The following is a 13390-nucleotide window of genomic DNA, read 5'->3' as shown; positions in this document are numbered from 1 at the left end:
CGACGAACCCGCGGACACACGCGAACCGGACACACGCGAACCTCTGGAAAGGCAGACATGCGAACCGCCCGCTTCACCCTCGACCCCGCCTTCACCGTCGGCGAGGTCAACCCCCGCCTCTTCGGCTCCTTCGTGGAACACCTCGGCCGCTGCGTGTACACCGGCATCTTCGAACCGGACCACCCCACCGCCGACGAGGCCGGCCTGCGCCAGGACGTGCTGGACCTGGTCCGGGAACTCGGCGTCACCGCCATCCGCTACCCCGGCGGCAACTTCGTCTCCGGCTACAAGTGGGAGGACTCCGTCGGCCCGGTGGAGGACCGCCCCCGCCGCCTCGACCTGGCCTGGCGCTCCACGGAGACCAACCGCTTCGGCCTGGCCGAGTACATCGCCTTCCTCAAGAAGATCGGCCCCCAGGCCGAGCCGATGATGGCGGTCAACCTCGGCACCCGCGGCGTCGCCGAGGCCCTCGAACTCCAGGAGTACGCCAACCACCCCTCCGGCACCGCGCTCTCCGACCTGCGCGCCGAGCACGGCGACAAGGACCCCTTCGGCATCAAACTCTGGTGCCTGGGCAACGAGATGGACGGCCCCTGGCAGACCGGCCACAAGACCGCCGAGGAGTACGGCCGCCTCGCCGCCGAGACCGCCCGCGCCATGCGCCAGATCGACCCCGGCCTCGAACTCGTCGCCTGCGGCTCCTCCGGCCAGTCCATGGAGACCTTCGCCGAGTGGGAGGCGACGGTCCTCAAGGAGACGTACGACCTGGTCGACCACATCTCCCTGCACGCCTACTACGAGCCGTTCGACGGCGACGTCGACTCCTTCCTCGCCTCGGCCGTGGACATGGAGTCGTTCATCGAGAACGTCGTCGCCACCTGCGACCACATCGGCGCCCGCCTCAAGTCCAAGAAGAGGATCAACCTCTCCTTCGACGAGTGGAACGTCTGGTACATGGCCAAAACCCAGGCCGAGGTCAGCGCCCTGGACTGGCCCGAGGCGCCCCGCCTGCTGGAGGACAACTACAGCGTCACCGACGCCGTCGTCTTCGGCTCGCTCCTCATCGCCCTGCTGCGGCACGCCGACCGCGTCACCGTCGCCTGCCTCGCCCAGCTCGTCAACGTCATCGCCCCGATCATGACCGAGCCGGGCGGCCCGGCCTGGCGCCAGACGACCTTCTTCCCGTTCGCGCAGGCCTCGAAGTACGGCCGCGGCGAGGTCCTCGACGTCCGGGTGGACTCACCGACGTACGAGACGAAGAAGTACGGCGAGGCCGACCTGCTGCACGCCACCGCCGTGCGCGCCGAGGACGGCTCGGTCACCGTCTTCGCCGTCAACCGCTCCCGCACCGAGTCGCTGCCGCTGGACGTCGCGCTGAGCGGACTGGAGCTGACCGAGGTCGTCGAGCACAGCGCCCTCGCGGACGCCGACCCCGACGCCCGCAACACGCTCGCCGAGCCCGAGCGGGTCGCCCCGCACCCGGTCGAGGGCACCCGGCTGCGGGACGGCGGGCTGAGGGCCGTACTGGAGCCGCTGTCCTGGAACGTGATCCGGCTGCGCTGACACCGGCGGGTCCGGTGGGCCCGGCCGGACGCGGCGCGTCCGGCCGGGTCAGCGGCGCGGGCCGGGGGAGGCGACCGGTTCCACCGGCACCCCTCCGGCCGCGCCGCCCAGCAGCTTCAGCCGTACCGTCCCCGGCCCGGACGCCGCCTCGCCGCCGGCCAGGACCGCGATCGCCAGGGTGTTGGCGGCGGCGCGGGTGCGCAGGATGCCGTTCGGCAGGACGAAGGTGTGCGGCTCGCCCGCCGGGCCGCCCACGTACTCGCCCATGTTCCAGCCGTTGAGGAAGACCTGGGCGCGGTAGTCGCGGTCCGGGCGATCGCGGTCGTGGTCGGGGTCCTGACCGTCGTAGTCCCGGTCGTCGTCGAGGACGAGCCCGACCGAGGCGTCGACGTCCGGCGGGACGTCCAGCCGGAAGGTGGTCCGGTACCAGGTCACGCCCTGGCGCCGGTCCGCCCGGGGAAGGGACACGGGCTCCCAGCCACCGTCGTCGTACCCGGGCAGATACCAGCCGTGCCGCTCCCCGAACAGTCCGCCGTGGTTGAGCGGCCCGCGCACCGGATCGGGCGCGGCGGCGCCCTGGATCCGCCACGCCACCTTCGGCGACGCCCCCTCGAAGGCGACGGACGTCAGCCCGCGGGCCGCCTTGTACGCGTCCTGGTCGTGCTGAGTGCGCCGGACGAGGACGGACAGGACGGGCGAGGCACCGGGCTCCTTCCCGAGCGCCTCCCGTGTTTCCTCCGGCAGCCGGAAACCGGCCGTGGCGGTCCACGTGCCCTTGCCGTCGTCGTCCTCGCGGCCCACGTGGTGGACGCCCAGCGGCTCCCCGTCCAGCCAGGCCATCAGCATCCCCCGCGCGCCGGTGCTGTAGGCGAGGGACACCGCCTCCAGGCCCGCGCCGCCGCTGAGCCGGCCCCGGTACCAGACGTCGCCGTAGTGGAAGCCGTAGTCGTCGGCGAAGAGCACGGGCTGCCCGTCGGGCACGGGGGTCGTGCTGTACGACGTCCGCCGGTCGGCGAGGGCCCACCCCGAGTCGTCGTAGCCGGGGGCGGACTCCGGGTTCTCGGCGCGGCGCCGCCAGCCGTCCAGCGCGGGCAGCACCAGCTCGGGCACGCCGGGCAGCGGCGGCCAGGCGGCCAGCAGGCTGTGGGCACGGCTGCCCGACGTAGTCACCGCGCCGCCGTTCCAGGTCACGTCGGTGATGCCGCGTGGCGCCCACACCTCGAGAGGGCACTGTTCGACGGTGTCACCGGTCAGCCGGATCGTGGCACCGTCCAGGGCGACGTCGCGCAGCAGCGCCGGGCCGTGCACCAGGACGCGGCCCGACGGGGTCTCGTACGGCCACAGCCGCAGCGAGGCGGCGTCGTCGGCGACGAGCAGGATCAGGGTGCGGTCGGACTTGCCGCTGCGCACCCGCACCCGGGTCAGCCTGTTCTCTTCGAGGGGCACCGTGACGTGCAGTTCTCCGTGGTCGTACACCCAGGCGGCCTCCTCGTCCAGCCGGGTCGGCCACGGCTCGTGCGGGCAGTCCAGCACCAGGTGCGCCATCTCGCCGGCCCGGCCCACGAAGGCGGCGATGTCCAGCCGCCCGACGCTCATGGTCAGCATGGGCTGCACGGTGGCGTACGCCAGTTTCCGCCCCGCGCCCAGGTGGAGCCCGGTGGCGAACAGCTTGGCGTCCCGGGCGGGGACGGTGACCTCCACGTCGGTCCCGCCCATCGGCACCTTCGACGTGACGTCGGTCTCCGAGTCGTTGCGCACGACGTAGGCGTGGGTGCCGGTGTCCGGGTTGGCCAGGTGCCGCACCTTGATCCGGGCGTCCGCGGCCCCGACCCGCCGCGCCTCCTCCATCCGGGTGAAGTCGGGGACGTGGCGCAGCAGCTGCCCCAGCTGGTGGAGCGGGGCCATCTTGTCCGTCGGCCGGCGTGCCTCGTCGATGGCCGCCGTGGGGTCGTACGTGGGCGTGGGAGCGGACGGCGCGGACAGCCAGCCCCACGAGGTGCCGCCGAACGCGGTGTGGACGTTGTGCAGCGTGACCCCGTGCGCGAGGTGGGCGAGATGGACACGGCGTGCCTCGGCGGCGTCCCGGGTGCGCTCCACCTCGCCCCAGGCGACCGGGGTGTCGGCGTGCAGGAGCGGTACGTCGATGCCTTCGGCGCGGAGCTTGTCGTGCAGGCGGGTCAGGCGGGCGCGCCGCGGGGCGTCGACCTGGTAGAGCAGGACCGTGCCCGTGCCCCGGGTGTACTGGTGCCGGGCGGCGACGGCGTTGACGCGGCTCAGCCACTCGTCGGCGTGGCGCAGATAGGCCGGGTCGGGGGTCCTGGCCCGGCCCTCGGCGGCCGTCAGCCAGCCGGGCAGGCCGCCCGCGTCCACGTCGGCGCCGATGTACGGGCCGGGCCGCAGGACGACGTACATACGGGCCTCGGCAGCCGTACGCAGGAAGAGGTCCAGGTCGCGGACGCCGGTGAAGTCGTACTCGCCGGGGGCGGGGGAGTGCTGGTTCCAGGCGAGTCGGACGCTGACCGAGTTGTACCCGTACGCCCGCATCTTCTGCAGCACGTCCCGCCACAGCGACGGGCTCGGCAGCCGGAAGGGGTGCATCTCGCCGGACCACAGGGCGAGGCGTCTGCCGTCGACCAGCAGGGAGTACCGGTCCAGGGCGACGCGGTGGCGCACGCCGTCGGCGCCGGGCGGCCCGGGCGGCGGCCCGGTGGGCACGGGGCCGCGGGCGCCGGAGCGGGGCAGCGCCTGGCTGCTCACGCTGCCGCCCAGCGCGAGACCGAGGACGGTGGTGCCCGCGAGGGCGCTGAACGCTCGTCTGCTGAGCCTGCTGAGCTCCAAGGGAGCCTCTCCTGTTGCCGTGCTTCTCGTGCTGCGCTGCCGGGCCATTCTCCACAAGGACGCGGCGATGCGTTAAATGGCCGGAGTCCGACCTGTTCGCGTCCCGTGGGTGTGCATACGATGCGACCGCCCTGTGTGTGACATGTGCACATCAGATGTGCAGGGCATTCAACAACTTCCACCCCCCACCGACCGGAATGGGAGACCCATGGCCACCGGCCTGCTCCTGAGCGGCACGATCGCCGCGCTCCTCACCTCCGCGCTGCCCGCGCAGCACCAGCCCTCCGGCGGGTTCGAGGACCCGCCGCCGGACAAGATCGTCATCAAGGTCGCCACGGTGAACGGCTCCGGCTGCCCGCAGGGCACGGCGGCGGTCGCCGTCTCCGAGGACAACACCGCCTTCACCGTCACCTACAGCGACTACCTCGCCCAGGCGGGCGGCGACTCCGCCCCCACGGACTTCCGCAAGAACTGCCAGCTCAACCTGCTCGTCCACGTCCCGCAGGGCTTCACCTACGCCGTCGCAGGCGCGGACTACCGAGGCTTCGCCGCCCTCCAGCCCGGCGCGAGCGCCACCCAGCGGGCCTCGTACTACTTCCAGGGCTCCCCGGACACGCAGTACCGCACCCACCCCTTCAGCGGCCCGCTCAACGACAACTGGCAGGCCACCGACACCACCGACTGGGCCCAGATGGTCTGGGCGCCCTGCGGAGTCCAGCGCAACTTCAACATCAACACGGAGCTGCGGGTGAGCGCGGGCACGTCCGACCCCGCCGAGGTGAGCTTCATGACCATGGACTCGACGGACGGGGACATCAGCACGGTGTACCACCTGGCGTGGAAGGAGTGCCCCGAGTCCTGACCCGTCCGCACGAGAACGACCCGAGCGCCAGGGCGGCGGGCGGGTAGGGTCGGGACGTGCGTTGATCCTCCGGGCGGCGGCCGAGTGCCGCCGCGGACGGTACGGGCGGCCCCGTCGGCACGGGACCGCCCGGTCGGCATACCCGTCGCACGGGCGCACCGCCCGTCACTCACCGGAGACCACGCACATGACCGCGACCCGCCCGCCCCTCACCTACGACGCCTTCGTCGAGATCGCCTCCGCCGACCCGGCCGTCGTCGGACTCGTCCTCAAGGGCTCCCGGGCCCACGAGGGCATGACCACCGACCACTCCGACCACGACCTGTACGTCGTCCTCGCCGACGGCGCGACCACGCCCCTCACCCGGTTCACGGGCCACCGCACCCCGGAACTCGACCTGGTCGTCCTCTCCCTCGACGAGTTCCGCGCCGCCGGCCTGCCCGGCTTCGAGCGGTACGCTCTCGCCCGCGCCCGCGTCGTGCTGGACCGGCTGGACGGCGGCATCGCCCGGATGCTGGCGGCCAAGGCACGTCTGGACGCCGACGAGGCGTCCCGGGACGCGGGCGAGTGGCTCGACGCCTACGCCAACTCCCTCTACCGCTCCGTCAAGAACGACCGCGACGGACACGCGCTCGCGGCCCGGCTCGACGCCGCCGACAGCGTTCGCTTCCTGCTGGAGCTGCTCTTCGCCCTCGACCGCCGGCCCCGCCCCTACAACAAGTACCTGGCATGGGAACTCGCCCGGTTCCCGCTGCCCGGCTGGGACACGGGCCCGCTGCTCGACGCCGTGGACGGCATCTCGGCGACGGGCGACGTGTCCGCACAGCGCCGTCTCTTCACACGGGTCGAGGCGGTGGCCCGCGCGGCCGGGCACGGGGCGGTGCTGGACGCGTGGGGCGAGGACCTGGACCTGATGCGGGTCACGCCCCGCCGGGCCGGCACAGCAGGGGCTTGTCCAGCTCGGAGCAGGGGCGGTGACCCTTGGAGCGGATGATGTCCTTGCCGACCTCGTTGGCGAGGTAGCGCAGGAAGCCCGCGGCGATCGAGTCCGCCGGGGGGTTGCCGTAGGTGTAGGCGATCTCCGTCTCCCAGTAGGGATACGCGCCCTGGTCGGCGCCCTCCAGCGTCGCGGGGTAGCCGTCGATGCGGACCTGCCGCACGCCCTTGTGGGCGGTGGCGTGGCCGACCTCGCTGTGCCCGAGGGCGCCCGGCGTGGAGGCGACGGTGTCCAGCAGGACCGGGGTGTCGACGACCTCGCAGCGGCCGGGCCCGGTCGTGTCCAGGCTCCGGCAGTCGCTCGTCGTGACCGCCAGCAGGGGGCGGTCGTCCAGCACTCGTCGCTGGAGGGCGGTGCGGGTGCCGGAGCCCGGGTTGCGGCTGACGAGCTGTACGGGCAGGTCGTTGCCGTTCACCTGTCGCCAGTTGGTGATCCTTCCGGCGTAGATGTCCCGGACCTGCTTCAGGGACAGGTCCTGGACGCCGGTGTCCTCGCTCACGACCAGGGTGAACAGGGACAGGGCGACGGGTCTGGGCAGCAGTTGCGGACGGCCGTCGGACTTGGGGCCGTCGCTGAACGACAGCCGGTTGCCCAGCCCCTCGTCGCCCTTCGGTCCGGCCTTGTCCCCGGCCGCGGCGAGGGTGTCCAGGCCCGGGACGCTGCCCTTGAAGGAGTTCTCGGACAGCGGGATCCGCGCGTTCGGGCAGGTCTTCGTGTACTGCTCGGCGGCCTGCTTCAGAATCTCGCGGAACGCCGTGGAACCCGACAGATGCAGCGTCCCCTCGGCGCAGTCCAGCGGCGCGGCCACGGCGTCCTCGCCCCGGGCGAACGTGGACACGGACTGGGCGACGCTCACCAGGACGAGCACGGCGAGCAGCCAGCGGACCGGCCGGGACGCGAAGGGGTAGTACTCGGTCCTCTTGATGGTCCCGCCGCGCACCCCGCCGACGATGCCCGCGGTGACCTCCGGGTCGGGGAAGTCGGTCTCGGTGAAGTCCGGGACGCGGTCCAGGACCGCCAGCACCTTGTAGTGGGACCGGCGGTTGAGCTTCACCTTGGGCAGTCTGATGACGCCGTCCGAGGCCCCGAAGCCCGACGTTCCCGGTGTGAAGAAGTCACGCAGCACGGTGTGGCTGCACTCCGTCACGACCATACCGACCACGCGGCGGCCCGGGAACTTCACGCGGATGCCCACCGCGTCGTTGGCGGGGGCCACGTAGTCCTCCTCGACTATCGGGGTCCAGCCCACGTTCTCGATGCGCAGCAGGGCGACGGACGGGTCGCGCAGGTGGGCGCCGTCCCACTGCATGCGCTGGAGCACCCCGGCCTCCGGTCCGGAGGAAGTGGCCGAGTCCCGGGCGCTGGTGTCCATCTGGACCCGGTAACCGAGCCGTTTGCGGCCCGCGAGGAAGAACTCCCACAGGGCGGCGATCACGGGCACGGCGAGGCCGAGAACGGCGATCACCGACTCCCACGGAAAACCGTTCACAACCGACTCCCGACTTCCGGCTCAGTGGATGGGGAGGCCATGTTGTCCGGGGCGCGGAGTGGCCAATCGGGAGTGCGCTGACCGGCCGTCAGGAGTTCACCGGTGCGTCACCTGCGGAACGTGGTGTTTTCCGGACGTTGGTTGCCGTTGTCGCGCGGGCCATTGACGCGCGTGCGGTTCGATCCTACGTTCCCGTCCGACAAGGCGATCGTTGTTCGAGATACAGAACAGGAGCGTCCCCCGTGAGTCGCAAGAGAACCGCACTCCTCGCTCTCCCCACCGCTGCCCTGCTCGCCCTCCTCCCCACCACGGCGTCGGCCTACCCCAACCCCGGCCGGGTCACCGGCTCCGTCGTCACCCACGACCCGACGATGATCCGCACCTCGTCCGGGCAGTACCAGCTCTACGCCACCGGCGGCGGCATCAGCAGCAAGTCGTCCTCCGACCGCACCGCCTTCTCCGCGGGCGCGGACGCCTTCGGCTCCCGGCCGGGCTGGTGGTCGCGCTACTCCTCCGTCCCGGAGGCCTGGGCGCCCGACATCTCGTACCACGGCGGCAAGTACCTGATGTACTACTCCGTCTCCAAGTTCGGCTCCAACACCTCCGCCATCGGGCTCGCCGGCTCCGCCACCGGACAGCCGGGCAGCTGGAGCGACTACGGCATCGTCTACACCTCCACCTCCTCCAGCGACTACAACGCCATCGACCCCAACCTCTTCGTCGACGACGACGGCAAGTGGTGGCTGTCCTTCGGCAGCTGGTGGACAGGCATCAAGATGATCCGGATCGACCCGTCCACCGGCAAGCAGCTCGCCTCCGACACCGCCCGCCGCTCCCTCGCCTCCCGGCCGTCCGGCACCAAGGCCGTCGAGGCCCCGTACATCGTCAAGCGGAACGGGTACTACTACCTCTTCGCCTCGTACGACACCTGCTGCGCCGGCACCAGCTCCACCTACAAGGTCAAGGTCGGCCGGGCGACCAGCGTGACCGGGCCCTACCGCGACCGCGACGGCGTCTCGATGATGAACAACGGCGGCACGCCCGTGCTCGAGTCGCACGGCAGCGTCATCGGCCCCGGCGGCCAGTCGATCATGAACGACGTCGACGGCGACCTGATCGTCTACCACTACTACGACGGCAACGACAACGGCACACCCAAACTGGGCATCAACCTCCTGAACTGGAGCAGCGGATGGCCCGTCGCCTACTGACCCTGCTGGCCGCCCTGCTGCTCGCCCTCTCGCTCGGGCAGTCCTCCGCGAGCGCGGCCACCTTCACCAACCCGGTCAAGACCCAGAAGGGCGCCGACCCCTGGATCACCTACCACAGCGGCAACTACTACATGGTGTCGACGAGCTGGACCGACGTCATCACCGTCCGCAGGTCGCCCACCCTCGGTGGGCTCGCCACCGCGCCCAGCGTGCAGGTGTGGCAGGGCGACGCGGCGTCCCGGTGCTGCAACATCTGGGCGCCCGAGCTGCACTACCTGAACGGTCGCTGGTACCTGTACTACGTCGCCGGGCAGGACGTCTCCGACTACAACCCGACCCAGCGCAGCCACGTCCTGGAGAGCGCCGGGTCCGACCCCATGGGGCCGTACACCTACCGGGGACAGCTCAATCCCGCCTGGATGCTCGACCCCACGGTTGCGACGATCAACGGCCGGCTGTACCTCTTCGGCAGCACGCACAGCGGGACCCAGAACATCGTCGCCGCCCGGATGTCGAACCCGTACACGGTGGCCTCCTCCTTCAGCACGGTCTCCACACCGACGTACGACTGGGAACGCTCGGGCGCACCGGTCAACGAGGGGCCGGAGATCCTCCAACGGGGTGGCAGGACGTTCCTCGTCTACTCCGCCAGCGGCTGCTGGACCCCCGACTACAAGCTGGGGCAGCTGGAACTGACCGGATCCGATCCGGCGTCCGCGTCCTCCTGGACGAAGAAGCCGACGGCACTGTTCCAGCGCAGTGACGGCAACGGCGTCTACGGGCCCGGTCACAACGGTTTCTTCACCTCGCCGGACGGCTCCGAGAGCTGGATCGTCTACCACGCCAACGACGCCGCCTCGGACGGCTGCGACAACGGGCGTACGGCGCGGGCCCAGAAGTTCACCTGGAACGGCGACGGCACCCCGAACCTCGGCACCCCGGTCCGGCTCGGGGCGGGCATGTCCGGACCCTCGGGCGAGCCGTCGGTCGTCTCGACGACGTACACGGTCACCAACCGCAACAGCGGCAAGTGTCTGGACGTGGCCGGGAGCTCTCCGACGGACGGGGCCGACGTGGCGCAGTATTCCTGCAACGGCGGCGCCAACCAGCGCTGGCGTCTGGAGGATCTCGGGGACGACACCCACCGGCTGGTCAACGTGGCCACCGGGAAGGTGCTGGACACCGCCGACTGCTCGGCCGCCGACGGGGCCGATCTGCGGCAGTGGTCCTGGCTGGACAACACCTGTCAGCGGTTCCGGTTCCTCGCCACGGACAGCGGTCACGTCCGGATCGTCAACCAGGCGACCGGCAAGGTCGCCGACGTCGCCGACTGCTCCACGGCCGACTCCGCCGATGTACGGCAGTGGACGTGGCTGAACAACGCGTGTCAGCAGTGGCGGCTGAACCCGGCCTGAAGCAGCGTCCGCACCCTCACCTTCAGCCCGTCCGGCCCATGCCCGCCGCGTTCGGCCAGCTCTGCGCTCCCGGCCGGCCCGTCGCAGGGACCGCCTCCAGGCCGTTGGTGCCCCGGACCTGCGCGGCCGTGAGGCCACCGCGGGCCGGGACGCCGGGCGGGGTGGGGTCGGTGGTCACCACCGGGTAGTGAGCCACCGCGGCATCCGGAACCGGGGCCGGAGTGGGAACAGGGGCCGGAGCGGGCATGGGCTGCTGGACCGGTGCCGGGTGGGGGACCGGCACCGGTCCGGGATACGGCGTCGGGTGGGGGACCGGAGCCGGTTGCGGGACCTGTGGCGGTGCCGTCGGCACCGGCCCGGACATCGGGCCGACGGCGGCCGCCGCCGGGGCGACGGGCACCGCGGCGGGGAGCGGCACGCCGCCGTCGGCGGCCGGAGCGGCGGCGAGCCCCGGGACACCGGCACCGGCCCCCTGAGCGGCGAGCCCCCGCAAACCGGCCCCGTTGGTCTCGCTCATCAGGCGGTCCACCGCCGCCGTGCCCGAGCTGTAGCCGGTCCCGGTAGCGGGCTCGGGCACGGCGGCTCCCCTCCTGGACCCGTAGAGCACCTGTTCCAGGCCGGACACCAGGCGACGGACGTCGGCCCGGGGGCGCACCACGAGACGCAGGAAGCGGCTGGACGAACCGATCTTGTTGCCGCATTCACGGACCAGGACCCGGTGCTCGGTGAGCATGCGGTCCCGGACGACGGTGCCCTCGGCGCCCACGGGCAGGCGCACGAAGAGGAAGTTGCCCTGGGAGGGATAGACGGTCAGACCGGGCAGCGCGGAGAGCCGGCCGGCCATCTCCAGGCGGTCGCGGCGGACCTGGTGCAGGCTCCGCGCGTACTCGGCGCCGTGGTCGCGCAGCATGAACACCACGTGTTCCGCCAAGGAGTTGAGGTTCCACTTGGGGAGCATGGAGCGCACCCGGCTCGCGAGCGCGGGGCCCGCGACCAGGTAGCCGAAGCGGATGCCGTGCAGGCCGAAGTTCTTGCCCAGGCTGCGCAGCACGACGACGTTGGGGCGCAGCATCGCCTCCTGGACCACGCTGGGCTCGGCCTCCGCGTCGGCGAACTCCAGGAAGGACTCGTCGATGACGACCAGGTCCCGGTCGGCCATCGCGTCCATGAACCGCACCAGCGCCTGCTTGTGCAGATAGCCGCCGTCGGGATTGTTGGGGTTGCAGACCACCACCGTCCGCGATCCCCGGGCCCGGACGAACTCGGCGTACCGCGCGAGGTCGAGGGCGAAGCCGCCGGCCTCCTGGAGCGGGAACATGTCGACCCGTTTGCCGGTCTCCACGGGCTGGTCGGTCCAGCGGCCGAAGGTGGGGACGGGGACGGCGAGGGACTCCCGGACGAGCAGGTGGTCGATCCAGGTGATCAGCTCCGTGGAGCCGTTGCCCATCGCCACACACTGCGGCGGCAGTTGGAGCAGGCCGCACAGTTCGGCGGTGATGGTGTCGGCGCTGCTCGGGTAGTACGTGATGATGTCGCGCAGCCGGCCGGCCATCTCGTCGAACATCGCCGGGGTGGGGAAGTACGGGTTGCAGGGGATGCAGAAGTCCACCGGCCCGGCGCCCGCCGTCTCGCCGCTCTCCCGCGTCAGCGCCGCCATCGACGGGCTGTGCGCCGCGGTGCTGCGGAACAACGAGGTGACGTTGCCGGACAAGGGGACCTCCGTCTGTGGGCGGCCCGCGCGGGGGAGCGCGGGCCGCCCCTACATACGGCGGAGGATCCGGCGGCGTTCAACACGTGTGAAGAAAGTGTGTCCTCACGCGTCGAACGAGTGCACCGTCGTCGTCCGGTACGTCTGTCCCGGCCGCAGCACGGTCGACGGGAAGGACGGCTGGTTCGGCGAGTCGGGGAAGTGCTGCGTCTCCAGGCACAGGGCGTCGCCCTGCCGGTAGAGGGAGCCGCCGGTGCCGGTCAGGGTGCCGTCGAGGAAGTTGCCCGAGTAGAACTGCAGGCCGGGCTGGTCGGTGGCGATGCGCAGGGTGCGGTCCGAGGCGCGGTCGCGCAGGGTGGCGATGTGCTCGGGGCGGTCGGTGATGCCCTTGTCGAGCACCCAGTTGTGGTCGAAGCCCTTGGCGGTGATCAGCTGCGGGTGGGCGTCCCTGATGTCCCGGCCGATCGGCTTGGCCCGGCGGAAGTCGAAGGGCGTGCCGGACACCTTCGCCAGCTCGCCCGTCGGGATCAGGCCCGCGTCGGTGGGTGTGTAGCGGGACGCGGCGATCGACAGCTCGTGGTCCTCGATGGTGCCGCTGCCCTCGCCGGCCAGGTTCCAGTAGACGTGGCTGGTGAGGTTGACGACGGTGGCCTTGTCGGTGGTGGCCTCGTAGTCGATGCGCCAGTCGCCGCGCCGGGTGAGCGTGTACGTCACCTTCGCCCTGAGCGTGCCCGGGTAGCCCATCTCGCCGTCGACGCTGGTGTAGTGCAGGACCAGGCCGACGTCGGAGCCCTCGGTGAACGGCTCGACGTCCCACACCCGGTAGTCGAAGCCCAGGGCGCCGCCGTGCAGGGAGTTCTCGCCGTCGTTGACGGAGAGCTGGTACTCCTTGCCGTCCAGGGTGAAGCGGCCCTTCGCGATGCGGTTGCCGTACCGGCCGATCAGGGCGCCGAAGTGCGGGCTGCGGGCCACGTAGTCGTCGAGGTTGTCGAAGCCCAGGGAGACGTTCTCGTAGCGGCCCCGGCGGTCGGGGATCTCCAGGGACTGGACGACTCCGCCGTACGACAGCACCTTCATCCGCGTGCCGCCGTTCTCCAGCGACCAGCGGTACACCTTCGTGCCGTCGGCGAGTTCGCCGAAGAGTTCCTTCACCGGTTTCCTGCCTCCCGACGCGTGCGCCGTGCCGCCGACCGCGGTGGCGGCGAGGCCGGCCGCGGCCGCCGACGCGATGACCGTTCGTCTGCTCAGTTCCATGAGTGCGGCTCCTGTACTTTCCGTGGAAAGAAGCGGGCCCCGCCGTCAGGGGC

9 protein-coding genes are annotated in these 13390 nt (G+C 71.5%); 5 read left to right on the top strand and 4 right to left on the bottom strand.

From position 1 onward, the window contains the following. The first annotated feature begins 57 nt into the window (after window positions 1–57). The gene (gene arfA / locus QC283_RS00230; protein WP_279559229.1) at window positions 58–1563 is read left to right on the top strand and encodes an arabinosylfuranosidase ArfA; all 1506 of its coding nucleotides are present in this window, start codon (window positions 58–60) and stop codon (window positions 1561–1563) included. A 48-nt stretch (window positions 1564–1611) separates the two neighbouring features. Here the strand turns inward: arfA and QC283_RS00225 are convergent, their stop codons facing one another. Further along, window positions 1612–4449: a beta-galactosidase gene (locus QC283_RS00225; protein WP_443032523.1), complete on the bottom strand. Its 2838-nt coding sequence runs from the start codon at window positions 4447–4449 to the stop codon at window positions 1612–1614. A gap of 160 nt (window positions 4450–4609) precedes the next feature. Between QC283_RS00225 and QC283_RS00220 the strand changes: the two genes are divergently transcribed. Further along, on the top strand, window positions 4610–5263 hold the full coding sequence (locus tag QC283_RS00220) for a DUF4360 domain-containing protein (protein WP_279559227.1): 654 nt from the start codon (window positions 4610–4612) through the stop codon (window positions 5261–5263). 187 nt (window positions 5264–5450) lie between these two features. Continuing rightward, window positions 5451–6257, top strand: coding sequence for a hypothetical protein (locus QC283_RS00215; RefSeq protein WP_279559226.1), 807 nt, complete (start codon window positions 5451–5453; stop codon window positions 6255–6257). Here the strand turns inward: QC283_RS00215 and QC283_RS00210 are convergent. Then, window positions 6184–7749 (bottom strand): substrate-binding domain-containing protein, encoded by a 1566-nt coding sequence (locus QC283_RS00210; protein ID WP_279559225.1) that lies wholly within the window; start codon window positions 7747–7749, stop codon window positions 6184–6186. The two genes, QC283_RS00215 and QC283_RS00210, sit on opposite strands and share 74 nt — an antisense overlap. A gap of 242 nt (window positions 7750–7991) precedes the next feature. On the opposite strand from QC283_RS00210, the gene QC283_RS00205 reads away from it, so the two are divergent. After that, window positions 7992–8960, top strand: a complete 969-nt coding sequence (locus QC283_RS00205) for an arabinan endo-1,5-alpha-L-arabinosidase (protein ID WP_279559224.1) — start codon at window positions 7992–7994, stop codon at window positions 8958–8960. Next, window positions 8942–10375: a family 43 glycosylhydrolase gene (locus QC283_RS00200; RefSeq protein WP_279559223.1), complete on the top strand. Its 1434-nt coding sequence runs from the start codon at window positions 8942–8944 to the stop codon at window positions 10373–10375. Before QC283_RS00205 ends, QC283_RS00200 begins: the two co-directional genes overlap by 19 nt. Before the next feature lie 22 nt (window positions 10376–10397). Here QC283_RS00200 and QC283_RS00195 read toward each other — a convergent pair whose 3' ends face one another. Both QC283_RS00195 and QC283_RS00190 read right to left on the bottom strand, forming a co-directional pair. Continuing rightward, window positions 10398–12086: a pyridoxal phosphate-dependent aminotransferase gene (locus tag QC283_RS00195; protein ID WP_279559222.1), complete on the bottom strand. Its 1689-nt coding sequence runs from the start codon at window positions 12084–12086 to the stop codon at window positions 10398–10400. Window positions 12087–12188: 102 nt separating this feature from the next. Further along, window positions 12189–13337: an aldose epimerase family protein gene (locus QC283_RS00190; protein ID WP_279559221.1), complete on the bottom strand. Its 1149-nt coding sequence runs from the start codon at window positions 13335–13337 to the stop codon at window positions 12189–12191. Between the last annotated feature and the right edge of the window lie 53 nt (window positions 13338–13390).

This window comes from Streptomyces sp. DH41 (assembly GCF_029813785.1).
Classification (GTDB): Bacteria; Actinomycetota; Actinomycetes; order Streptomycetales; family Streptomycetaceae; genus Streptomyces.
Note: the sequence above shows the minus strand (reverse complement) of the source record. Positions and strands in the feature narration are given on the sequence as shown.

Excerpts from the sequence above, each read along its gene's own strand:
- arfA (WP_279559229.1), top strand. The coding sequence starts at position 58 with ATGCGAACCGCCCGCTTCACCCTCGACCCCGCCTTCACCGTCGGCGAG.
- QC283_RS00225 (WP_443032523.1), bottom strand. The coding sequence starts at position 4,449 with ATGGCCCGGCAGCGCAGCACGAGAAGCACGGCAACAGGAGAGGCTCCC.
- QC283_RS00220 (WP_279559227.1), top strand. The coding sequence starts at position 4,610 with ATGGCCACCGGCCTGCTCCTGAGCGGCACGATCGCCGCGCTCCTCACC.
- QC283_RS00215 (WP_279559226.1), top strand. The coding sequence starts at position 5,451 with ATGACCGCGACCCGCCCGCCCCTCACCTACGACGCCTTCGTCGAGATC.
- QC283_RS00200 (WP_279559223.1), top strand. The coding sequence starts at position 8,942 with ATGGCCCGTCGCCTACTGACCCTGCTGGCCGCCCTGCTGCTCGCCCTC.
- QC283_RS00190 (WP_279559221.1), bottom strand. The coding sequence starts at position 13,337 with ATGGAACTGAGCAGACGAACGGTCATCGCGTCGGCGGCCGCGGCCGGC.